At 69.2% G+C, this 22,660-nt stretch carries 18 protein-coding genes; 13 read left to right on the plus strand and 5 right to left on the minus strand.

Annotated elements, in window-relative coordinates:
* Positions 1-4 precede the first annotated feature (4 nt).
* The 8 genes from D7Y04_RS16715 to D7Y04_RS16750 all read left to right on the plus strand — a co-directional run bounded on the left by D7Y04_RS16715 (position 5) and on the right by D7Y04_RS16750 (position 8,693).
* Positions 5-727 carry a Tfp pilus assembly protein FimT/FimU gene (locus D7Y04_RS16715; protein ID WP_121759967.1) on the plus strand — a complete coding sequence of 241 codons (723 nt, stop codon included), beginning with the start codon at positions 5-7 and terminating at the stop codon, positions 725-727.
* Positions 724-1,659, plus strand: a complete 936-nt coding sequence (locus D7Y04_RS16720; RefSeq protein WP_121759968.1) for a prepilin-type N-terminal cleavage/methylation domain-containing protein — start codon at positions 724-726, stop codon at positions 1,657-1,659. The genes D7Y04_RS16715 and D7Y04_RS16720 overlap by 4 nt, the downstream gene beginning before the upstream one ends.
* A complete protein-coding gene (locus tag D7Y04_RS16725) occupies positions 1,656-2,330 on the plus strand; it encodes a type II secretion system protein GspJ (protein WP_120595277.1) in 675 nt (224 codons plus the stop codon). The genes D7Y04_RS16720 and D7Y04_RS16725 overlap by 4 nt, the downstream gene beginning before the upstream one ends.
* Positions 2,330-3,757 carry a general secretion pathway protein GspK gene (locus D7Y04_RS16730; RefSeq protein WP_121759969.1) on the plus strand — a complete coding sequence of 476 codons (1,428 nt, stop codon included), beginning with the start codon at positions 2,330-2,332 and terminating at the stop codon, positions 3,755-3,757. Before D7Y04_RS16725 ends, D7Y04_RS16730 begins: the two co-directional genes overlap by 1 nt.
* Position 3,758: 1 nt before the next feature.
* A complete protein-coding gene (gene pilM, locus D7Y04_RS16735) occupies positions 3,759-5,366 on the plus strand; it encodes a pilus assembly protein PilM (protein WP_121759970.1) in 1,608 nt (535 codons plus the stop codon).
* Between the two features lies 1 nt (position 5,367).
* A complete protein-coding gene (gene gspM, locus D7Y04_RS16740; protein ID WP_120563376.1) occupies positions 5,368-5,925 on the plus strand; it encodes a type II secretion system protein GspM in 558 nt (185 codons plus the stop codon).
* 3 nt (positions 5,926-5,928) lie between these two features.
* On the plus strand, positions 5,929-6,909 hold the full coding sequence (gspN, locus tag D7Y04_RS16745) for a type II secretion system protein GspN (RefSeq protein ID WP_120595280.1): 981 nt from the start codon (positions 5,929-5,931) through the stop codon (positions 6,907-6,909).
* Positions 6,910-7,061: 152 nt separating this feature from the next.
* A complete protein-coding gene (locus D7Y04_RS16750; protein ID WP_120595281.1) occupies positions 7,062-8,693 on the plus strand; it encodes a sigma 54-interacting transcriptional regulator in 1,632 nt (543 codons plus the stop codon).
* Between the two features lie 19 nt (positions 8,694-8,712).
* Here the strand turns inward: D7Y04_RS16750 and D7Y04_RS16755 are convergent, their stop codons facing one another.
* Positions 8,713-10,662 (minus strand): APC family permease, encoded by a 1,950-nt coding sequence (locus D7Y04_RS16755; RefSeq protein WP_121760244.1) that lies wholly within the window; start codon positions 10,660-10,662, stop codon positions 8,713-8,715.
* Between the two features lie 162 nt (positions 10,663-10,824).
* Here D7Y04_RS16755 and D7Y04_RS16760 point away from each other — a divergent pair, with 162 nt between their 5' ends.
* Positions 10,825-11,340, plus strand: a complete 516-nt coding sequence (locus D7Y04_RS16760) for an RNA polymerase sigma factor (protein ID WP_120595282.1) — start codon at positions 10,825-10,827, stop codon at positions 11,338-11,340.
* Between the two features lie 21 nt (positions 11,341-11,361).
* Here D7Y04_RS16760 and D7Y04_RS16765 read toward each other — a convergent pair whose 3' ends face one another.
* Both D7Y04_RS16765 and D7Y04_RS16770 read right to left on the minus strand, forming a co-directional pair.
* Positions 11,362-12,015, minus strand: a complete 654-nt coding sequence (locus D7Y04_RS16765; RefSeq protein WP_120595283.1) for a hypothetical protein — start codon at positions 12,013-12,015, stop codon at positions 11,362-11,364.
* A gap of 1 nt (position 12,016) precedes the next feature.
* Entirely contained in the window at positions 12,017-14,194 is a 2,178-nt protein-coding gene (locus D7Y04_RS16770) for a S46 family peptidase (protein WP_120595284.1), read from the minus strand.
* A gap of 122 nt (positions 14,195-14,316) precedes the next feature.
* Between D7Y04_RS16770 and D7Y04_RS16775 the strand changes: the two genes are divergently transcribed.
* Positions 14,317-15,054 carry a M50 family metallopeptidase gene (locus D7Y04_RS16775; protein WP_120595285.1) on the plus strand — a complete coding sequence of 246 codons (738 nt, stop codon included), beginning with the start codon at positions 14,317-14,319 and terminating at the stop codon, positions 15,052-15,054.
* 13 nt (positions 15,055-15,067) lie between these two features.
* Here the strand turns inward: D7Y04_RS16775 and D7Y04_RS16780 are convergent, their stop codons facing one another.
* Together D7Y04_RS16780 and D7Y04_RS16785 are read right to left on the minus strand one after the other, a co-directional pair.
* Positions 15,068-16,345: a hypothetical protein gene (locus D7Y04_RS16780; protein WP_121759971.1), complete on the minus strand. Its 1,278-nt coding sequence runs from the start codon at positions 16,343-16,345 to the stop codon at positions 15,068-15,070.
* 128 nt (positions 16,346-16,473) lie between these two features.
* Entirely contained in the window at positions 16,474-17,133 is a 660-nt protein-coding gene (locus tag D7Y04_RS16785; RefSeq protein ID WP_121759972.1) for an MBL fold metallo-hydrolase, read from the minus strand.
* A gap of 106 nt (positions 17,134-17,239) precedes the next feature.
* Between D7Y04_RS16785 and D7Y04_RS16790 the strand changes: the two genes are divergently transcribed.
* The 3 genes from D7Y04_RS16790 (at position 17,240) to D7Y04_RS16800 (ending at position 22,566) form a co-directional block, all read left to right on the plus strand.
* Positions 17,240-17,953, plus strand: a complete 714-nt coding sequence (locus D7Y04_RS16790; protein ID WP_120595291.1) for a hypothetical protein — start codon at positions 17,240-17,242, stop codon at positions 17,951-17,953.
* A gap of 289 nt (positions 17,954-18,242) precedes the next feature.
* On the plus strand, positions 18,243-20,624 hold the full coding sequence (locus D7Y04_RS16795) for a DNA topoisomerase (ATP-hydrolyzing) subunit A (protein WP_171807890.1): 2,382 nt from the start codon (positions 18,243-18,245) through the stop codon (positions 20,622-20,624).
* Between the two features lie 10 nt (positions 20,625-20,634).
* On the plus strand, positions 20,635-22,566 hold the full coding sequence (locus D7Y04_RS16800) for a type IIA DNA topoisomerase subunit B (RefSeq protein WP_121759973.1): 1,932 nt from the start codon (positions 20,635-20,637) through the stop codon (positions 22,564-22,566).
* Positions 22,567-22,660: the final 94 nt, after the last annotated feature.

Below are 22,660 nucleotides of genomic sequence, written 5' to 3' on the forward strand. Positions count from 1 at the left end.
GGCCATGTCCCCTGCTCCCGCCCGCCGCCGTCGCGCCCCGCGCGGCCTCACGCTGATTGAGATCTCCATCGCGCTGGCCATCGCGGCGGTGATGTTCGCCGCGGTGACCCTTGGCATTGGCGCCATCACCGGCGCGAAGGCGAAGGGCAGCGCCACGGAGCTCGCGGGCGTCATCCGCTCGCTCTACGACTCGGCGGCGCTCAGCGGCAAGACGTGCCGGCTGGTGTTCGAAATCCCCGACCCGAAGCGTGAAGAGCCCACGCGCTACCACGCCGAATGCGCCGCGGGCGGCGTCACCACCTCGCGCGACCGGGACTCGGCGCTCCGCGACGAAGCGCGCGACCGCGAGCGCGCCCGGAAGGACGGCAACAACGGCGGGGACTCGCGCAAGAACTACACGCGCTCGGAGGGCTCGCAGCCGTCCGCGCAGGAGCTGATGGACGAGGAGAAGAACCGCATCGAGTCCCAGTCCACCTTCTCCGCGTACACCGCGGAAGAAATCTCCCCCAAGCAGCTCCCGGCGGGCGTGGCGGTGTCGGTGTGGACGCGGCAGCAGCGCGAGCCGGTGGAGAGCGGCGTGGCCTATCTCTACTTCTTCCCGCAGGGCTACACGGAGAAGGCCATGGTCTTCCTGCGCCAGGGTGACAACGCCTGGACGCTGGACGTGTCACCCCTGACAGGCAAGGTGTTCATCGCATCCGAGGCCCTGGAGGTGCCCCGCTCATGACGACCCCACAGCGAAGGCACTCAGGCTTCACCCTGCTGGAGACGATGGTGGCCATGGCCATCCTCAGCGTCGCGCTGATGGCCATCTTCGACCTCAACTCCGGCGCGGTGGCGAACCACGTCTACACCAAGCGGCTCACCGTGGCGGCGCTCCTGTCCCGCTCGAAGATGACGGACCTGGAGCAGAAGCTCTACGACGACGGCTTCGAACAGGACGACGACGAGCAGTCCGGCGACTTCTCCGACGAGGGCTGGCCCCAGTTCAAGTGGCGCGCCCGCATCATCGCGCCCAAGACGGACGGCGTGACGCCGGATCAGCTCATTGGCGCCATCTTCAACCTGCCCATGGGCGGCGGCGACTCCGGCGACCCGCTGGGTGGCCTGGCCAGCCTCTTCGGTGGCGGCGGCGGTGACAGCAAGGGCGGCACGCCTCCTGGCGGCACCACCGGCGCCAGCCCCCTGGGCGCGTCCGCCATGAGCATGGCGCAGCCCATGTTCACGCAGATGGTGGACCAGCTCACCAAGTCCGTCCGCGAGGTGCACCTCACCGTGTACTGGAAGGAAGGCACCCAGGTGGAGAGCGTGGACGTGGTGACGCACGTCGTGTCCCTGGGGCCCGGCGGCGACCGCAACGGCGGCTTCACGCCCAACGCGGGCAGCACGGCGGGCGCGGAGAACCAGTGGGTGAACCCGCGCACGGGACAGGTGGTGGACAACCCCATCCCCGGCCCCAACGGGCAGATGCTGGACCCGAACACGCGCGAGCCGCTGGTCAACCGGAAGGCCGTGCTCGACCAGATGAACGGCAACACGGGCGGCGGCAACGGCAACACCGGTGTCAACCCGCGCGCGCCCGGCGGCGGCGGCATCTTCGGCGGCCGGGGTGGCATGCCGAACCTGCCCAGCCTGCCTCGCGGAGGGAGCATCCGATGAAGCGCCGCATGCGTGGCTTCACCCTCATGGAGGTCATGGTCGCGGTGGGCATCACCGCGCTCATGGGCACCGTCGTCGCCCTGGCCTTCCAGACGGGCATCAACGCCAAGGAGGTCGTGGAGGGCGAGGCTGAGCGCTACCGCATGGTGCGCGTGTCGCTCAACCGCATGGCGCGGGAGATTGGCTCCGCGTTCGTGAGCGACCGCTATGACTTGCGGCGCTTCCGCGACCAGAACGACCGGCCCACCAACTTCATTGGCGAGCGCGAAAAGCTGACCTTCACGACGTTCGCGCACCAGCGCCTGTACACGGACGTGAAGGAGTCCGACCAGGCGGTGGTGGAGTACTTCGTGGAGAACTCCTCCGAGCGCGGCGCCCGGCAGCGGCAGGACCTGAAGCGGCGGGTGGACCCCAACGTGGGGGACCGCATGGACCGGGGCGGCACCACGGACGTCCTCTTCGAGGGCGTCAAGAGCGTGGAGTTCGCCTACTGGGATTCCGAAAAGAAGGAGTGGGACGACGAATGGGACACGCGGCGCACGGAGAAAAAGGACATCCTCCCCACGCGCGTGCGCATCACCGTCATCGCACTGGATGAGTCGGGCAAGGAGGCGCGCTACACCACGCAGGCGCGCATCGTGCTCAACACGACCCTGCCGAGGTTCAACTGATGGCCTTCCCCTACTTCCAGCAGGCGTCCCGCCGGCGCGGCAAGGCGCGGACGGCCGTCCCCCAGGCTCCGGCGCCAGTGCGCTCGCCCGCGGAGCGCAAGCACCGTCGCTCGCGCGGCGTGGCGCTCATCATCGCGCTCGTGTCCATCACGCTGCTCACGGTGGTGGCCACGGAGTTCGCCTACAACACCCGCGTGGACCTGCAGCTCGCCGCCAACCAGCGCGACGAAGTGCGCGCCTACTACATGGCCCGCTCCGGCCTGTCGCTGGGGCGGCTCCTGCTGCGCTTCCAGAAGCAGGTGGACCAGACGCCCATCCCCAACCCCGCGAGCCTCCTGGGCGGACTCATGGGCGGCGGCGCCAACGGCGCGGGCGGCGCCAACGCGTTCCAGCCGCAGTCGCTCAACCTCCAGCTCTGGAAGCTGGCGCGGGTGGACTGCCACATGCTCAAGGGCCTGGTGAAGAGCGACGGCGCGGAGGACGCGAGCGGCCGCCCCATTGAGACGGAGCCCCTGCAGGCGGACTCCAACTTCCAGATGGAGGGCGAGGACGGGGAGAACGCGGGCGCGGCCACGCAGATGGCGGCGCAGATGCAGCGGCGCTCCTTCGGCGGCTTCGAGGGCTGCTTCCTCGCGACCATCAGCGACGAAGAGGAGAAGCTCAACGTCATGCGCCTGAACACCGGCGGCGCGGAGGCCCAGGCCACCGCGCTGCGCATGGCGGACATGTTCGCGGACAAGCGCTTCGAGTTCCTCTGGCAGCAGGACGACGCCAACCACGTGCGCTCCACGCCGCAGGACACCGTCATCGCGCTGAAGGACTGGTCGGACGAGGACACCACCCAGTCCACCTTCAACCGCAACGACCCCACCAACCCCTTCGTCTCCGGCTTCGCGGACGAGGGTTCACCGTACAGCCGCTACGAACCGCGCTATGAGGTCAAGAACGCGCGCTTCGACAGCCTGGACGAGCTGTACCGCGTGCATGGCATCAACGACCGCTTCATGGCGGCCTTCCGCGACCGGCTCACGGTGTACCCGGACATCAACTCCAAGCCGAACATCAACACCGACGACCCCATCATGCTGGGGCTGGCCATCATGTCCGCCGCGGACCCCAACCGGCCGGACCCGCGCCTGACGGATCCGGTGTTCCTCAACGAGCTCATCAGCCGCATCCGCGCCGCGCGCATGTTCAACTTCTTCGGCATGTCGGTGTCGGACTTCCTGGGCGTGGTGGAGCAGGCGGGCATCGCGGTCAACCCGCTGATCAAAGGCAACGTCCAGCAGAACCGCTACCTGGGCGACAAGAGCAAGACGTTCACCATCAAGTCCGTGGGAGAAGCGGGCAGCGTCCAGAAGACGCTCACCGCCGTCATCCGCCTGGACGACGGGCTGGGCAAGCTCGTGTATTACAGAGAGGAATAGCATGGCCCGCATTCTTGGCCTGGACCTGGGCAGCCACTCCGTGAAGGGGGTGGTCCTCACCTCCGGGACGAAAAGCAACACCACCCAGGCCTACGCGGAAGTGCGCCGCGCGCAGGAAGGCGAGCGCACGGAGACGCTGCGCGCCGCGGTGGAGGAGCTGCTCGGGAAGATGCCGCAGGGGCACGTGGACCAGGTCGTCATCGCCCTGCCCGGCCCGTCCCTCACCACGCACGCGGTGAGCCTGCCCTTCTCCGACAGCAAGCGCGTGGAGGCGACGCTGCCCTTCGAAGTGGGCAGCCAGCTGCCGTTCGACATCTCGGAGGTCGTCTACGACTACCAGGTGGTCGGCCAGAAGGACACCGGCGGCAAGGAGAAGGCCGCGGACCTGCTGGTGGGCGTGGTGAGGAAGGAGGAGCTCCAGTCGCTGCTGGCGATGCTGGGCGGCCTCCAGGTGGATCCTCGCGTCATCACCCACCCGGGGCTCGCGTACCAGAACCTCTTCACCCAGCTGCCCGGGCTCTTCGAGGGCATGAGTGAAGGCGGCCCGGTGGCGGTGGTGGACATCGGCCACGAGCGCACGGCGGTGGCCATTGGCCACCCGGGCAAGGGCGTGGAGTTCGCGCGCACCTTCGCGGGCGGCGGGCGCGACCTGACGCGCGCCCTGGCCACGGAGTTCCAGACGACGGTTCCGGAGGCCCACGCGTGGAAGGAAACGCACGGAGCCATGGCCAGCGCCGCGCAGGGACCGGACGCCGAGCGCGCCGCGAACGCCTTCGTTCGCGGCATGCAGCCGGTGCTGCGCGAGCTGCGCCCGTCCTTCAAGGCTTACGCCGCGCGCGCCCGCCAGCAGGTCTCCGCGGTGGTGCTGTGCGGTGGCACCGCGCGGATGCCGGGCCTGGCCGAGCAGCTGTCCAAGGACCTGAACCTGCCGGTGCGCGTGCTGGCGCTCCCGGTGGACGCGGCCGCGGCGATTGGCCCCAAGGAGACGCCGTCCGCGGCGCAGGCGTACGCGCTGGCCATGCGCGGCAACGCGGCCGGGGTGAAGGCGCCGCGCTTCAACCTGCGCCGGGGTGAGTTCTCCTTCAAGGGCGGCTACGACTACGTGAAGGACCGGCTGGGCCTGCTGGCGTCCTTCGCGGTGACGCTGCTGCTCTTGCTCATCGCCTTCGGCGTCGTGCGCAATACCGTCCTGGCGCGGCGCGAGGCGGAGGTGGACGCGGTGCTCTGCAAGACGACCCAGCGCATCCTGGGCACCTGCGAGACGAACTACGACCGCGCGCTGAACATGCTCAAGGGAGTGGAGAGCCCCGCCGCGGCGCTGCCCGCGATGTCCGCGGTGAACCTGCTGGCGGAGGTCACCCAGCGCGTCCCGCCGGAGGTGCCGGTGAAGTTCGACCGCATCCAGGTGGACCTGGACCGCATCATGCTCCAGGGAGAGACGGACAGCTCCAAGCAGATCGACACGCTCTCCGCCGCCTTGAAGGGCCACCGCTGCTTCAAGGACGTGAAGGAGGGCAAGGTGGAGAAGACGCGTGACGGGCAGAAGGTGACCTTCCGCCTGGACGTGCAGGTGCAGTGCCCCGGCGAGAAGCCGGCGGGAGAGACCTGACATGGGAAAGCTTCGAGAACTCTTCGCGCCCCTCCAGACCTGGTTCGAGCGGCTCTCCGACCGCGAGCGCAAGCTCGTGGCGCTGGCCAGCTCCGCGGTGCTGGTGTTCGTGCTCTTCGTCACCCTCTTCAGCTTCGCCAACAGCGCGCAGGGCTACCGCCGGCGCACGCAGGACAAGCTGGCGAAGCTGCAGGAGGTGCAGGCGCTGGCGACCAGCTACGGCCAGGCGCAGGCGGACCGGCAGAACGTGGAGCAGCAGCTCACCCAGAGCAACGTGCGGCTGATTACATACATTGAGGACAAGGCCACCGCCGCGGGCCTCACCGTCCCCAACATGACGCCCAAGGGCGACGTGGGCGTGGGCGACGGGAAGATCATCGAAAGCTCCGTGGAGCTGACCTTCACGGACGTGGACCTGCGCAAGCTGACGGACTTCCTGCGCACGGTGGAGACGGGCCCGGGCATCGTGAAGGTGAAGTACCTGCGCGTGGAGCCCCGGCCCGCCACGGACACCCTGACGGCGTGGACGACCGTCGCCACCTACCGGATGAAGCAATAGCCCATGGCCACTGAATCCAAGATCGCCCGCTGGAAGCTCGTCCTGGGCTACACCGCCTTCGCGGTGGTGGCGTTCATCCTCTGCCTGCTGCTCACCTTCCCGTACGACGCGGTCCGCTCGCGGCTGGTGACGGAGGCCGCGGCCCACGGGCTGGCGGTGCGCATGGACAGCCTGCGTCCCGGCCTGTCCGGCGTCACCGCCACCAACGTGCGCCTGAGCAAGCCGCCCACGCCGCTGGGTTCTGAGTCCGTGGCGGCGCTCGCCCGGGGCGAGTCCGGCGGGCTGGGTCCTGACGAATTGGGCCAGCCGCTCATCTTCGACAGCGTGGCCCTGCGCCCGTCCCTCTTCCCGGTCGGCGTGGTGGTGAAGATGAAGGGCATGGGCGGCACGGTGAACATCCACGTGGGCGGCATGAGCAGCACGTCGCTGAACGTGGACGTGGACGGCGTGCAGGCCGGCGGCGGCAACCTGCCGGCATACACGGGCGTGGACATGGAAGGCACCCTCAACGCGAAGCTCGCGCTCACGGCGCCTGGAACCATGATTCGCGGCCAGCCGGTGGACTGGTCCCAGGCGTCCGGCACGGTGGCGCTGGACACCCAGGGGCTCACCATCAAGGGCGGCAAGGCGGCCATCCCCATGGGCGGCGGGCCCGCCATGCCCATGGAGCTGCCGCGCGTGGTGCTGGGCGAGCTGAAGGGCGACGTCCAGTTTGACAAGGGCATGGGCACGGTGCGCGACCTGAACCTCAAGAGCGAGGACCTGGAGGGCACTGGCAGCGGCACGCTGAAGCTGGGCCGCCGGCTGGAGTACAGCGAGCTGGGGCTCGACGTGCGGCTGAAGTTCGAGCAGGCCTTCCAGCAGCGGCTGGGCCCCCTGGCGCTCGCGGTGAACATGCTGCCGCAGGACCGGGACAACCCGGGTTGGCGCGGCGGCCGGCTCACCGGCATGGTGAGCAGCCCCCGCTTCGGTCCCAAGCGGTAGGTCGCATGCAGGAGGGGTGACGGGCAGGGTCGGTTCCGGCCCTCCCCCACCCGTCGCCGGCTCCTTCCTGGCCCCTGGTTGATGCCCGCGCACGCGCCGTGTAAAGCGCTGCGCGCGGCCCTGGGGTGTCCGGGCGTGGGAGAGAGTTCGTAATGCCGGAGCTGGTGTTCTTCCGTCGAGGCGAGGAAGTGCTGCGGGTGGCGGTGGACCGGGCGCGGGTGGTGCTCGGCCGGGGCGACTCCAGCGACGTGGCCATTCCGGATCCAGAGGTGAGCCGCCAGCAGGTGGCCCTCCTGTGGGACGGCCAGAAGTGCCGCGTGGAGGACCTGTCCGGCAAGGGCACGAAGGTCGCGGGCGCGATGGTGGAGCGCGCGGACCTGCCGGACGGCGCGGACATCGAGCTGGGCCAGTGGCGCGCGGTGTTCCGCCAGCACGGCGCCAGCGACGACGCGGACGCGGCCACGGAGGCCGGCAGCGCCACCGCCGTGCAGGGCCGCGACTCGCAGCGCTGGCAGGCCGCGCAGCTGCGCGTGAAGCAGGGCGGCTCGGAGGCCGTGCACCGGCTCACCGGCGACAGCTTCACGGTGGGCAAGGACGCGGGCAACGACCTGGTGCTCCAGGACCGGTTCATCTCCGGCCGGCACCTCAAGGTGACTCGCCAGGAAGGCGTCTTCCACGTCGTGGACCTGCGCTCCACCAACGGCACCTGGCTGGGGCCGGTGCGCATCTTCGAGGCGGAGGTGACGCTGCCCACCACGCTGCGCGTGGGCGAAGCCGAGCTGATTCTGGAGACCGTGCCCGCGGCCAAGAAGGAGGCGCAGGCCTTCCACGGCATCCTCGGGAACGACCCGTCCGTGCGGCAGCTCACGGACCTCATCCAGCGCGTGGCGCCGTCCACCGCGGCCGTCACCATCCTGGGCGAGTCCGGCACGGGCAAGGAGCTGGTGGCGAACGCGCTGCACGCGTGCTCGCCGCGCGCGAACCGGCCACTCATCCCGGTCAACTGCGCCGCCATCTCCAAGGAGCTGATCGAGAGCGAGCTGTTCGGCCACGAGAAGGGCGCGTTCACGGGCTCCGTGGGCGCGCGCAAGGGCGCCTTCGAGGAGGCGGACGGCGGCACCCTGTTCCTGGACGAGATTGGCGAGCTGCCCCTGGACCTCCAGGCGAAGCTGCTGCGCGCGCTGGAGAGCGGTGAAATCAAGCGCGTGGGCGCCAGCCGCCCGCTGCACGTGGACGTGCGCGTGGTGGCGGCCACCAACCGCGACCTGCTGGCGGCGGCGCGCGAGGGCCGCTTCCGCGAGGACCTCTACTACCGCCTGTGCGTCGTGCCCCTGCACCTGCCGCCCCTGCGCAGCCGCCGGGGAGACGTGGTGGCGCTGGCGGAGCACTTCATGCGCGCGTTCGCCCCGCGCGGACAGACGGTGCGCTTCACGCCGGCCGCGTTGGACCGGCTCCAGCAGCACGCGTGGCCGGGCAACATCCGCGAGCTGCGCAACGTGGTGCACCGCGCGTTGCTGTTGCGCAAGGGCCCGTCCATCGACGCGAGCGACCTGTCCTTCGACCAGGAGGTCAACCGCGAGACGGGCATCACCGTGCCGGAGCTGCCGCCGGGCATGACGCTGGAGCAGATGCTGGAGAAGCTGGAGCGGCAGATCATCGAAACCGCGCTGCGACGCTTCAACAACAACCGCGAGCGCGTGGCGCGGGAGCTGGGCCTCGCGCGCTCCACCCTCTTCAAGCGCCTGAAGGACTGGGGCCTGACGAAGCAGGACGAGCAGGAGTGACGTCGACGGCGCTTCCGCCCTACCCGCTGTCTCCGGGGTGGGCGGGGTCGCCCCAGGCGGAGTGCGGCGCCGGGTGCGCTTGCGTGCGCATGTACCAGGGCACGCTGACCACCACCAGGCGCCGCTCGCCGGACAGCAGCAGCGCGCTGCGGAGCAACTCCGAGCGGCGGCCGTAGAGCATGGCCCGGTACCAGCGCTTCTCCAGCAGCTCCGGCAGCACCATGGCCACGGTGCCGCCCGGCACCTCCTCGAGCAGCGCGTCCAGGTAGTCCATCAGCGGCCACACCAGCGCGCGGTACGGCGACCCCACGTGCACGAGCGGCGGAGGGTTTCGCCCGGCCTCCTGGAGCGGCGCCTGGACGAAGCGCTGCCACTGGGCGTCCAGCGCCGCCTCGTCGGTGTCGCCACTGCAGATGTGCACCGCGCGCACGTCATCACTCAGCGTCAGCGCGAAGCGCAGCGCCGTCTCCGACGCGTGGGACCAGCGGTCCACCGGCACCACGGCGACAATCGGCGACGCGGGCATGAGGAGCACGGGCCGCTTCAGCTCCGTCACCTGCCGCGTGCGCGTGTACGCGGCGTGGACGCGAGACAGCACCAGCAGGCCCAGTGGCACGAGGACGAACGCGGCCCAGCCGCCGTGCACGAACTTGGACACGCCCACGATGCACAGCGTGAGCGCCGTCATCACCGCTCCCGCGCCGTTGAGGGCCCGGCGCCACCGCCAGCCCTCCTCCTCCCGGTGCCGGCTCCAGTGCACCACCATGCCGGCCTGGGACAAGGTGAAGGCCATCAGCGCGCCAATGGCGAACAAGGGAATCAGCCGGTCCGTGATGCCCTTGCACACGATGAGCAGCACGGCCGCGAGCGTGGACAGGGTGAGGATGCCGCGCGACAGGGCGAGCCTCCGTCCCCGGTGGGCGAAGCCCGGTGGCAGGTAGCGCTCGCGCGCCAGCACCTGGCAGACGAGCGGGAAGCCCGCGTAGCTGGTGTTCGCGGACAGCGCGAGCACGCAGAGGATGGCGGCCATGGCCACGTAGTAGAAGACGCCGCGCCCCATCACCGCCGCGATGAGCTGCGACAGCACCGTCTGGTAGTTCGCGCCGTCGGGGTCCGTGGCGCCCACGCCGTACGCCCGGCACAGGAGCGCGATGCCCAGCAGCATCGTCACCAGGACGCCCACGATGATGCCCAGCGTGGTGCGCGCCCGGCGGATGGACGGGTCGCGGAAGATGGGCACGGCGTTGCTGATGGCCTCCACGCCCGTCATCGCCGTGCATCCGCTGGCGAAGGCGCGAATCACCAGCCACGCGCCCAGGGACGCGGTGGGCACAGCCAGCGGCGGCGGCTGCTGCACGGGCATCGCGTCACCGGTGGCCAGCTTGAAGAGGCCCACGGCCAGCACCACGCTCAACGAGGTGATGAAGAACCACGTGGGCACGACGAACACGGCGCCCGCCTCGCTGACGCCGCGCAGGTTCACCAGGGTGAGCAGCGCCAGGATGCCCAGGGTGATGGGCAGCGTGTGGGGCCGCAAGGCGGGGAACGCGGACACCAGCGCGCCCGTTCCGGCGGAGATGCCCACCGCCACGTTGAGCAGGTAGTCCAGCATCAGCGCCGTCGCCGCGAGCAGCCCCGCGCCCCGCCCCAGGTTCTGCTTCGCCACGGTGTACGCGCCGCCACCGCTGGGATACGCGGCGATGGTCTGCGCGTATGAGCTCGCGACGATCATCAAGAGCCCGACGATGGCGGCGGTGATGGGGAAGAGCAGCCACAACCCCGAGGCCCCCAGCGGGCGCAGCACTGTGAGCGCGGCCTCCGGGCCGTACGCGGTGGAGGACAGCGCATCCAGCCCGAGCAGGGCCACGCCGGTGAGGACGCCCGTCTTCTCCTGCATCGCCTGGGCGCTGGTGAGCGGGCGCCCCAGGAGCAGGTCCATGATGCCGCTGCCCTCGCGGCGCCGGGGCATGAACGGCCGCCTGCGTCCGTACTCGGCCAGCTGAGCCATGCCCGGAAGGTGCGCACCGGCTGTCCGGGCGAAAACATGGCCCCGGAGTCTCATGCCCTCCAGGGCAATAGACCCTTTCGCGGGCCCGTTCGTTTCACGGGAAGACACAGGAGACCGTCCGCCATGGGCCCGCACGCCGCCGTCCTCCCCTTCCCCACCCTGGATGCTTTGTACGCCCTCCACCGTCCCCGGGCGCTGGCCATTGCCCGGCGCATCGTGGGGGACACCGACGACGCGGAGGACGTGGTGCAGGACGTCTTCCTGCGCCTGTCGCGGCAGCCTCCGGGACTGGATGGACGGGCGACGTGGACGACCTGGCTGCACCGGGTGATGGTCAACAGCAGCATCAACTGGCTGCGCGCGCGCAGGCGCCGGGAGCGGCTGACGCACGCGCCCCAGGAGGCCGTGTCGCCAGAGGCCCACGCCATGGGCACGCAGATGCAGCAGCACTTCCACGAAGCGCTGGAGGAGGTGAATCCCCAGCAGCGGCAGGTGCTCTACCTGCGCGAGGTGCGCGGCCTGGGCTCCGCTGAAATCGCCCGGCTCCTGCGCATCCCCGAGGGCACCGTGAAGAGCGCCCTGCACCGCGGCCGCCAGCGCGCCCTCACCGTGATGGAGGAGCGCGGCCAGCGGCCTTGAGTCTCCCGAGCCCGGGCGCCGTTACTCGTCGCCCTTGCTGCCCACGAACTGATCACCCTTCTCCTTGAAGAGGAGGTTGAAGCTGGTGAGCGAGCCGTAGACGCGGGTGATGTAGCTCTGCATCTCCGCCTTCTCCGCGTCGGTGAGCTTGGGGTGCGCGTTGAGCTTCTGCTCCAGCACACGGATGCGGTCACGCACCATCGTGACCTTGTGGAACAGGCCGTCGATGGGCATGTCCTTCGCCTGCAGCTCCGGGTTGCCCGGCACCAGCCGCACCGTGCCGCCCTCCCACTTGCCGGCGAGCGGCGGATCACTGAGGCCCGCCGCCTCCCGGAAGATGTCCATCAGCTCTTCGCGCGTCATGTTCAGCCCTTCCAGGTCCACCACTTCGTGCGGATCCGCGCGGTGGCGCACCACCACGGGCGCCACGCTGCGCGGGGCGCGGGTTCGCGTGCTCGAAACCACGGGCGCCGGAGACGCGGAGCCCCGGGGCGCGTACTTGTCACAGATGGGCGCGGAGGGAGGGAACATGCCGCGCGAGTTCTGCAGGCGGCACGGCCCTACCCAACCACGATGATCCACGGAGTGCGGGCTCCAGAGCTTGCAGTTGCCACACACCCGCTCATCCGGCCGGAAGGTGGGCAGCGCTGGAGTCCCGTCCCCCGCGTCCGACATGTCAGCGAGCCTCCTTGGCCACCGGCTTGCCCTTGCGGACGTTCAGCTCACGCAGGAGGGCGTCCGCATCCTCGACCTGGTCGAGCTGCCAGAGCAGGTAGCGCACGTCCACGTTGACGTTCCGGGCCACGTCCGGATTGTAGCCGAAGTCGTTCGCGACGTTCTCCCACACGCGGTCGAAGTTCACGCCGACGAGCTGCCCCTTGCCGTTCACCGTGGGGCTGCCGGAGTTGCCGCCCGTCGTGTCCGCGTCCGCCAGGAAGTCCACCGGCACGTCCTTCAGCCGGGGATCCGCCCACTGCCCGAACTTCTTCGCCGCCGCGGCCGCGCGCACCTTCTCCGGCGCGTTGAAGGGCTCCTCACCGGTGTGCTTCTGCATCATCCCGGACAGCGTCGTCTGCGGCAGGTACAGCGCGCCGTCGCGCGGCGTGTAGCCCTGCACCTTGGCGAACGACACGCGCAGCGTGCTGTTGGCGTCCGGAGCAATCGGCTTGCCCGCCTGCGCCATCACCGCCTTGCGCCACGCCGGCCGCAGCCGGGAGGACGCGCCCTGACGACGGTCGCGCGTGTCATCCAGCGCGGCCTGCTCCTTCGCCAGCTCCGCGCCGAACGCCAGCAGGGGGTCGCGGCGCGCGGCGAGCTGCCCCACGGACTCGTCCGCCATCTTCAGGCGCTCCGCCAGGGTGAGCACCTTGGTGCCCGCGTACAGCGAGTCGATCTTCGCGGAGACGTCCTTCTCCGAGTACGTCTTGCCGAACACGGCATCCACGGACGCGATGCGCGCATCCGCGGGGAGCGCCTGCGCGCGCTTCACGAACGCGTGCAAGAGCGCCTTGTCCGCGGCGAGGAAGAGGTTCTTCTGCTCGCGCTCCAGGCGGTCCTTGATGCGCGGCACCTCGCGGTCCATGTACTCCGGGCGGCGCTCCAGGTCCGGCTTCGCGCGCTCCATGGCCAGCCGGGACACGGACGTGGCCAGCGCGGGGCCTCGCGCCAGACGGCTGGACAGGTTCAGGAGGAACTCGCGGTCGAAGGTCTTGGCGGATTCCTGCTGCTCCGTGAGCAGCGCCTCGCGGGCCTTGAGGGCATCCCCCCACTTCGCGGCGTCCTTCTGCGCCCAGGCGACGGTGGCGGCCTCCGTGTCGCGCTGCTTCTCCACGATGTGGCCGCGCTTCAGGCCCGCCAGTTGGCCGCCCGCGTTCTTGTAGGCGTTGTGCAGGCCCTTGAGCTGAGAGGCCACGGCGATCTTCCCGGCCGGGTCCTTCTCCCCTTCCGCCTCCAGGATGCGGATGGCCTCGCCCAGCACGTCGCGCATGCGCGGGTAGTAGCGCGCCTGGCGCTCCGCCATCTCGTCCGCCAGCAGCGTGCGGTAGGTGCTGCCCGGGTAGCCCAGCACCATCACGAAGTCGCCCGGCTTCACGCCCTCCGTGGACAGCGGGAAGAAGAACTCCGCCTTGTAGGGCACGTTCTTGTCGCTGAACGCCGCGGAGGCGCCGTCCGGCGCGGTGTACGCGCGGATGATGGCGAAGTCGCCGGTGTGGCGCGGCCACATCCAGTTGTCCTCTTCGCCGCCGTACTCACCCACGGCGCGCGGCGGCGCGTAGACCAGGCGCACGTCCTGCAACTCCACCGCGTCCACCAGCGTGTAGTTCACGCCGCCGTCGAAGGTGGCCACCTGGCAGCGGGTGGCGGGGCGCTTCTCGCACTCGGCGACCAGCTCCTTCTGCTTGCGGTCGATGGCCTTGTAGCGCGCCATGTCGTCGGCGCCCTGCGGCACGGCGCCGTTGATCTCCGCCGTCACGTCCTTGAAGCCGCGCGGCACCTGCACGCGCGAGCCCTTGCCCGGAAGCTCCTCCGACTGGCTCTTCGCGAGGAAGCCGTTGGTGATGAGGTCCTTCTGCGGGGAGCTGTGCTCCTGGATGATGGAGAAGGCACAGTGGTGGTTGGTGATGATGAGACCGGAGGCGGAGATGAACGACCCGGAGCAGCCACCGGTGTTCACCGTGCCCGCCAGCAGGCCCGTGCCCCGCTTGGGGTCCCACAGCTTGTTGGGTGGCAGCTGGAGGCCCTGGGCCTTGAGCCAGGCAGGGCTCAGTTCCAGTACCTGCTGGGGGGTCCACTTCCCTTCCCCGGCGAAGGCCGGGGCTGCCACGAGCGCGAGGAGAAGGAGCGTCTTCTTCATGGTGACCCTTCCCTACTCCGTCCGCCGCCCCGGCGCGACCGTTCCGGTGTCCGAGTCGCGCGTTTTCGCGGAAGATGGAACGCGCTTGGATGTTCCGGTGTCCAGGCAGGAGGGGACCAGCGATGCGGACCGCGAGCGGGGCGACACTGGATTTTGGAAGGCTGGCGCTGCTCCTGCTCTTGATGGGGGCGTCCTGGTACTTCTGGTATTCGCCGGTGCTGTGGCCGGTGAAGGTGCTGGTGGTGATGATGCATGAGAGCGGGCATGCCATCGCCTCGCTGCTCGTGGGGGGCTCGGTGGACCGGGTGCACCTCCAGGTGAACGAGGGAGGCAGCTGCCTCTCCCGCCTGCCGCCGGGCGTGCTCAACCGCGTCATCGTGTCATCCGCGGGCTACCTGGGCAGCGCGGTGGCGGGCGCGGGGCTGATGCTGGCCACGTTCCGGTTCCGGCTGGGCCGCGCGGTCATGGGCGCGGCGTCCGTGTGGCTGGCGGTGATGGGCTTCTTCTATGCGGGGGACCCGTTCACCCTGGCCTTCTGCCTGGGCATGGCGCTGGCCATGGGGCTGGGCGCGCGCTTCCTGCCCACGGGGCTGGTGGACGCGCTCAACCTGTTCCTCGCGGCCTTCACCGCGCTCTACGCCATCTTCGATTTGAGGGATGACCTGTGGAACAGCGCGGTGCGCGCGCAGAGCGACGCGGCCATCCTCGCCAGCGAGACGTGGGTGCCGTCCATCGTGTGGGCCGCGCTGTGGACGCTCTTGTCCCTGGCCCTGCTGGGCGTGTCCGCGTACTGGGCCATGCACGCGAAGCCGAGCGGCGGCGTGAAGATGCCGCCCATGGCCCGCGCGCGGCGGGTGTGAGCCGAGCGGGCGCTCAGGTCCCCAGCCAGGCGATCACGTCGTCGTACGTGAAGGGGTGCTCGTAGATGTCCATCAGGTAGTCTTCCGCCGGGTCCATCACCTCGTGGTAGGTGTGCACCGGCGTGAGGCTCTTGGGGTAGCCGCCCACGGACTGGTCCGCGTTCCAGTACCCGAAGATGCCGAAGGCCATGGCCTTCATCCGGTCCGCGAAGAGCTGGGTCGCAACCGGGCCCGCGCCATTCGCGGGCCGCAGCAGGGCGACCATCTCGAACAGGCGGGCCGCCGTGTGCGAGCGCCCGGTCTCGATGGGCATGTGGTGTTCTCGCGCCGTCTCCGTGTCCGGCGAGTCCTCGTTGCGCGTGCCCGCGCCCTTGCGCCCCTGATCCCAGCTCACCTGCCGGCGCTCCGTATGCGGATCCCCGGTGTAGCGCGTGAGGTCCTTCTTGAGCACGTTCGCGCGAGCTGCGCCGTCCGTCGTCCAACGCCTGGGCCGGGCGGGGCTCGTCGCCCCCTGGTAGGGATGCGGAACCAGCTCCTTGTGCATGGAGATCATGGCCCGGCTGTTGCCAATGGGGCTGAACAGCTCCTTCAGGTCGTGGAGGATGGCCACGTTCTCCGCGACGGAGAAGTCCCGCTTGTCGTAGCTGAGGCTCACCCGGTCCTTGCTGCGCATGCTGTAGTCGTACAGGGGCTGCGCCGTCAGGTTCATCACCAGGTTGATGGGATTGAGGTTGCCGCCCAGCTGCTCCCACGAGCGGCGTGCGTAGGCCGGGTACGAGTTGGCCTCGTTGTAGCTGCCCGTCATGTTGGGCAGCAGGTTGACGATCGGGTTGGTGGTCAGCACATGGCTGATCGTCCCCGCCCAGCTGTCGTTCTTCCAGAGGAACGCCCCCAACGCCTTGCGCAGGTCGTTCAGCGCCTGGCGAGTGCGGGCATGCTCCAGGACGTCCTCCGCCAGCTCCTGCTCCAGCTCGCGGTTGCGCTGGCAGCGGGCGTCGGCCTCGTACATCAGGTGCATGTAGAACTCGCCCTTGTCCGCGAAGGCCTTCCAGTAGGCCTTGGGCGCGGTGTTCGTCATGCCGAAGGTGGTCTCGAAGGAGCCCAGCTTCGTGCCCTTCGGGAACGACCACGGCTTGGAGGCGATCCACGACCGGAGCGTGTTGCGCAGCCCCACCTTCGTCAGGTGAGCCAGCCGGGTGCGGTCCGTCGTCCGCGCGTACGTGTAGGCGCCGTCCGCCAACGCCTTCGCGTCCGCGTCCTTCACTGCGACCGAGCTGATCTCCACGGGCATCGCGCGTCCCCTCAAGGCAGCGGGAGCCCTTTTCCGAGCTCCCCTCGCTTGAGTTTACTTCAAGACTGTCGCGAGTGCGCCCGCACGCGAAATATCCGAGGGTGTCAGAAACGCCCGGACGTGTGGAGTCACCGCCGCGGTCGCATCCGGAAGGCCACGAAGGACGCCATGTCCGGGAAGCCGAAGTACGGGTTCTTCTGGCGGATGGCCTCCATCTGGGCCACCGGCACGTCCGCGTAGTCATGCCCGGGGTACAGCCGCGCGGTGTCCGGAACCTTCGCCAGCACTTGCGACAGCGAGCGGTACATGTCCTCCGGGCTGCCGCCCGGGAAGTCGCACCGGCCGCACCCGTTGATGAAGACCGTGTCCCCAGACACGAGCGCGTCCTCCGCCAACAGGCAGTGCGACCCCGGCGTGTGCCCGGGCGTGTGCAGCGCATGGAACGTGCGCGCGCCCACCGGCACCGCGTCGCCCGCCCTCAGGGGCTTGAGCGCGTCCCCACCCCGCTTGCGCAGGTCGCTGGAGAAGGCGACCTCCTCCGCCTGCGCGTACACCGGTACGTCATGGCGCGACAGCAGCTCCTCGAGGCCGTTGATGTGGTCGCCGTGGCAGTGCGACACGAACGCGCCCACCACGCGCTTGCCGTCCTGCGCCACCGCCGCCTCGATGGCCGGCACGTCCCAGGCCGGATCCACCACCACCACCTCCGGGCCGTCCTGGGGACCCACGAGGTAGACGAAGTTGTCCATGGGTCCGAGCTTGAGCTGACGCACGTACGGTGTGGGCATGGTTGTCCTCCAGACGGCCACTCTACGCCCCAGGCTTGCCGGCCCGGGGCCAGTTCCCTTTGAATGCCACTTTTTGATGCCCCACGCCGTCAGGAGGTCCAAGTCCGTGAAGCGCCTGCCCACCCTGCTCGCCTGTTCGCTGCTGGCCAGCGCGTCCACCTCCGCCGCGGGGCGGTCCACCTCGACCTTCCGCTACAAGCCGTCACCGGACGATGAGCGCCCCGTCATCGTGGATGCCACCATTGGTCCCCAGGGCAGCGACTTCGCCATGCGCCTGAAGTTCAACAAGGACCCCTTCGGCGAGGAGTGCAAGCAGCGCTGCGCCAACATCACGCTCTTCCTGGACACCGACTCCAGCGTCCAGTCCGGCCTCCACCTGGCCGACAACAAAGCCCCGGAGAACGGCGCCGACCTGGCGGTCGTCATCCAGGGCGTGCGGGAGTACAAGCGCCAGGACGCGCCTCCGGAGATGACCCTGCGCGTGAAGATCCGCCAGCTGAGCTCGGACGCCACCAGCGCGGACGCGGGCGAGCTGCTCGCGGACCTCAACAACCGGCAGGACCCGGAGCGCATCCAGACGGACGGCACCACGGTCTACCTGCTGGTGGACGCCACCAGCGCGCTGCTGCCCTCCGCCCGCAAGGTGCGCGTCATCTACCACCCGCCGGGGAGCAAGGCCCTCACCGCCACCATCAACGGGATGGCCGGTGGCGGCTCCGGCCGGGGCGTGCAGATCTTCAAGAGCGGCCGCGGCTGGGGCCGCGCCCCTGACGCGGAGGGCAAGAAGCCCCGCGCCAACCCCAACGGCGACAACGGCTAGTCCAAGCAGCCCGCCGGCCAGGCCCTGCCCTCACTCCCCTCGGAATTCCGAGGGGTTGGCGGTGGGTTTCAAGCAGGCACAGGACTGTACGGACGTGCAGAAGCTCCGGGCTGGAGCCGCTGCAACCTCCCGAATTCGTTCTCAATGTCAGAGGCCCATGGTAGTCCGGCCCATCTGACGTCGAGGGTCCCACCCGACTGGTAGTCGCAGCGCGCACGGCGTGACGCCCCGCGCGCCGCGTCACGCCCGGCCGGTCGGCCCGTGTGAAACCCATCTGGATTCCATGACCATGCTCGCAGAAGCCGAAACGAAGTCGCGCAAGAAGCAGGGAGGCCCGGCAGGGGGCGGAGGAAAGGGAGGCGGCGGCGGCGGGTCCGGCGCTGGTGGTGGGGACAGCCTGCCCGCGGGCCTGGCCGAGGAAGCGCGCCGGCGGTACCTCAACTACGCCCTGTCGGTCATCACCTCGCGTGCCCTGCCCGACGTGCGCGACGGCCTCAAGCCGGTGCAGCGCCGCATCCTCTACGGCATGTGGAACGACCTGAACCTGTCGTTCGACACGAAGTACCAGAAGTGCGCGCAGGTGGTTGGCGCCATCATGGGCCGCTACCACCCGCACGGCGACACGGCCATCTACGACGCACTCGTGCGCATGGCGCAGGACTTCTCCCTGCGCTACCCGCTGGTGGACGGCCACGGCAACTTCGGCTCGCTGGACGGCGACTCCGCCGCAGCCTACCGCTACACCGAGTGCCGCCTGGAGAAGCTGGCCACGGAACTCTTGGGTGAGCTGGACAGCAAGACGGTCCGCTTCCGCCCCAACTACGACGGCACCCGGGACGAGCCCGTCGTCATCCCGGCGCGCGTTCCGCAGCTGTTGATGAACGGCACCACCGGCATCGCGGTGGGCATGGCCACCAACATCCCGCCCCATCACCTGGGCGAGCTGGTGGACGCGCTCCTGGCGCTCATCAACGACCCGGAGCTGCAGACCAAGGACCTGCTCAAGTGGATCAAGGGGCCGGACTTCCCCACCGGCGGGCAGATCCTCAACGACAAGAAGGAGCTGCGGGACATCTACGAGACGGGCCAGGGCTCCGTCCGCATCCGCGGCGAGTACAAGATGGAGGAGCACAAGCGCGGCGGTCAGATGATCGTCGTGACCTCCATCCCGTACACGGTGAACAAGTCCACGCTCGTCGCGAAGATTGGCGAGCTGGTGCGCGAGCGCAAGCTGCCGCTCATCACCGACGTGCGCGACGAGTCCACCAAGGACGTGCGCATCGTCATGGAGCTCAAGAAGGACGCCAACCCCGAGCTGGTGATGGCGTACCTCTACAAGCACACGCCCCTGCAGACGAACTTCGGCGTGAACCTGACGTGCCTCGTGCCGTCGGACAACCCGGACGTCGGCACGCCCAAGCGGTTGGACCTCAAGTCCATCCTCCGCTACTTCCTCGACTTCCGCCTGGAGATCGTCACCAAGCGCTTCGAGCACGAGCTGGCGGAGCTCAAGCGGCGCGTCCACATCCTCGAGGGCTTCGAGAAGGCCTACGACGCGCTGGATGAGATCATCCGGATCATCCGCCAGTCGGAGGGCAAGCAGGACGCCGCCCAGAAGCTGATGGCGCGCTTCAAGATGGATGAGATCCAGGTGGACGCCATCCTGGAGATGCGCCTCTACAAGCTGGCCCGCCTGGAGATCCTCATCGTCCAGAAGGAGCTCAAGGAGAAGCGCGCGGAGATCAAGCGCATCGAGGGCGTCCTCAAGGACGTGAAGAAGCGCTGGACCGTCATCCACGACGAGCTGTCCGGCCTCAAGGCCGCGTACACCGACAAGCGCCGCACGCGCATTGGCGGCGCGGGCTCAGAAGAGATGGAGTTCTCCGCGGAGGCGTTCATCGCGGACGAGGACGCCCACGTCGTGATCACCCGCGACGGGTGGATCAAGCGCGTGCGCGAGGTGAAGGACCCGTCCACCACCCGCCTGCGTGAAGGCGACGCGGTGATGGCGGTGCTCGCCGGCAGCCTGAAGGCGAACCTGGTGCTGTTCAGCAACTTCGGCACCGCCTACGTCACCCGCTTCAACGACATTCCGGCCTCCACTGGCTACGGCGACCCGGTGCAGAAGCTGTTCAAGTTCGACGACGGCGAGCGCGTGGTGGGCGCCCTGTCCCAGGATGCCCGCCTGCACCAGCCGGCGAAGCTGGTGGCGGTGACGCGCCAGGGACTGGGCCTGCGCTTCCTGCTGGCGCCGCACACGGAAGTGTCCACCCGCGCCGGCCGCCGCTACGCGAAGACGGGCGAGGGCGACGAAATCATCGGCACGCAGCCGGTGGGCGACAAGGACCTGCTCGCCGTCCTCACGGAGAAGACCAACGCCCTCGTCTGCAAGGTGGCGGAGGTGAATGAGCTGGCGGGCCCCGGCAAGGGCGTCCAGGTCATCAAGGTGGACGCGGGCGACAAGGTGGTGGACTTCCTCGCGGCGCCGGCCAGTCAGAAGGACGCCGTGCTGGAGTTCGAGACGCAGAAGGGCCGCAAGCTGCACCTGTCACCGGCGAAGTTCAGCGTGACGGGCCGCGGCGGCAAGGGCCACGAGATGTCCAAGCGCGACACGGTGAAGGAGGTGGCCAAGCCCATCACCTTCGTGCCGCTGCCGGAGAAGAAGGAGTAGCGGGAAGGCCATGGCGACCAAGAAGGAAACCTACACAGGCGCGGACATCCAGGTCCTCGAAGGCCTGGAGCCGGTGCGCAAGCGCCCGGCCATGTACATCGGTGGCACCGACAGCACGGGCTACCACCACCTCCTCTGGGAGATCGTCGACAACTCGGTGGACGAGGTCATCAACGGCTTCGCGTCCCTCATCGAGGTCACGCTCCACAAGGGCGCGAAGTCCATCACCGTCGTGGACAACGGGCGCGGCATCCCCGTGGACATGATGCCCAAGCACAAGAAGCCCGCCGTGGAGGTCATCCTCACGACGCTGCACGCGGGCGGCAAGTTCGAGCAGGGCAACTACATCCACTCGGGCGGTCTGCACGGCGTGGGCAGCTCCGTGGTGAACGCGCTCACCAGCAAGCTGCTCATCGAAATCAAGAAGGACGGCAAGCGCCACGTGCAGTCGTACGCGCGCGGCAAGGCCACCAGCGCCCTCAAGGTGGAGGGCCCGGCGCGCGGCACCGGCACGTCCATCACCTTCGAGCCGGACGCGGAGATCTTCGGCGAGAAGCAGAAGTTCGACGCGGCCCTGGTGCGCGAGCGCCTGGAGGCGAAGAGCTACCTGCACAAGGGGATGACCGTCGTCTGGAAGGACGAGACGGCCACGCCCGCCGTGTCGGAGACGTTCAAGCACGACGGCGGCATCGCGGAATACCTCACCAAGGTCGTGTCGGAGCGCCAGAAGCCCATCGTCCCCGTGGGCGGCACGCCGTTCTACTACTCGCGCGACAACGAGGTCCGCCTGGAGGTGGCGCTGGCGTGGACGGAGGCCACGGACGAGCACATCCGCTCGTACGTCAACGGCATCCCCACGAACCTGGGCGGCACGCACGAGGCGGGCTTGAGGGCCGCCATCGTCAAGGCGATGCGCAACTACATCGAGACGCACGGCCTGACACCCAAGGGCGTGTCGCTCACCGCGGAGGACATCCGCGAGGGCATCACCGCCATCCTCTCCGTGTACGTGGTGGAGCCCCAGTTCCAGGGGCAGACGAAGGGCCGCCTCAACAATTCGGAGACGACGGCGCAGGTGGACAGCGCCGTCCGCCCGGTGCTGGAGAAGTGGCTCAACGACAACAAGTCCATCGCGGAAGCGCTGCTGGCGCGCATCATCCTGGCCGCCCGCGCGCGTGAGGCGTCCCGCGCGGCCTCCGCCGCCATCAGCCGCAAGTCCGCGGTGAGCCACCGGCTCAACCTCCCCGGCAAGCTGGCGGACTGCTCGTCCACGGACCCCGCGTCCAGCGAGCTGTTCATCGTGGAAGGTGACTCCGCAGGCGGCTCCGCCAAGCAGGGCCGCGACCGGCGCACCCAGGCCATCCTCCCCCTGCGCGGCAAGGTGCTCAACGCGGAGCAGGCGTCCACCGACAAGGTGGCCACCAACAAGGAGCTCCAGGACATCGTCAGCGCGCTGGGCTGCGGCATCGGGTCCGACTTCGACATCACGAAGCTGCGCTACGGCCGCGTCTTCCTGCTGATGGACGCGGACAGCGACGGCCACCACATCGCCACGCTGCTGCTCACGTTCTTCTACCGGCACCTGCGGCCCCTGATTGAAGCGGGCGCCGTGCACATCGCCCAGCCGCCGCTGTACCGGGTGGACATTGGCAAGGAGACGTACTGGGCCCTGGACGAGCCGGACCGCGACCGCATCATCCGCGAGAAGGCCAAGGGCAACGCCAAGCCCAACATCATGCGCTTCAAGGGTCTGGGCGAGATGACGGCCGACGAGCTGAAGATGACGACGCTCGACGCGAAGAACCGCATCAGCCTGCGCGTCACCATCGACAACGCGCTGGAGACCGACCGCATCATCAATGACCTGATGGGGAAGGACGTCTCGGCGCGTTACAAGTTCATCACCGAAATGGCGGGCGAGGTCCAGGACTTGGACGTCTGAGAAACTGGAAGTCCCCGCTCACCCGGGACGGGTTCGCCCGTCCCGGGGAGGCATTGGTCTTCCGCCCCGCTGGTCGGCTAGCATCCGCCGAATC

The sequence above is a fragment of the Corallococcus sp. AB038B genome (assembly GCF_003668955.1).
In the GTDB taxonomy this organism is placed as follows: Bacteria; Myxococcota; Myxococcia; order Myxococcales; family Myxococcaceae; genus Corallococcus; species Corallococcus exiguus.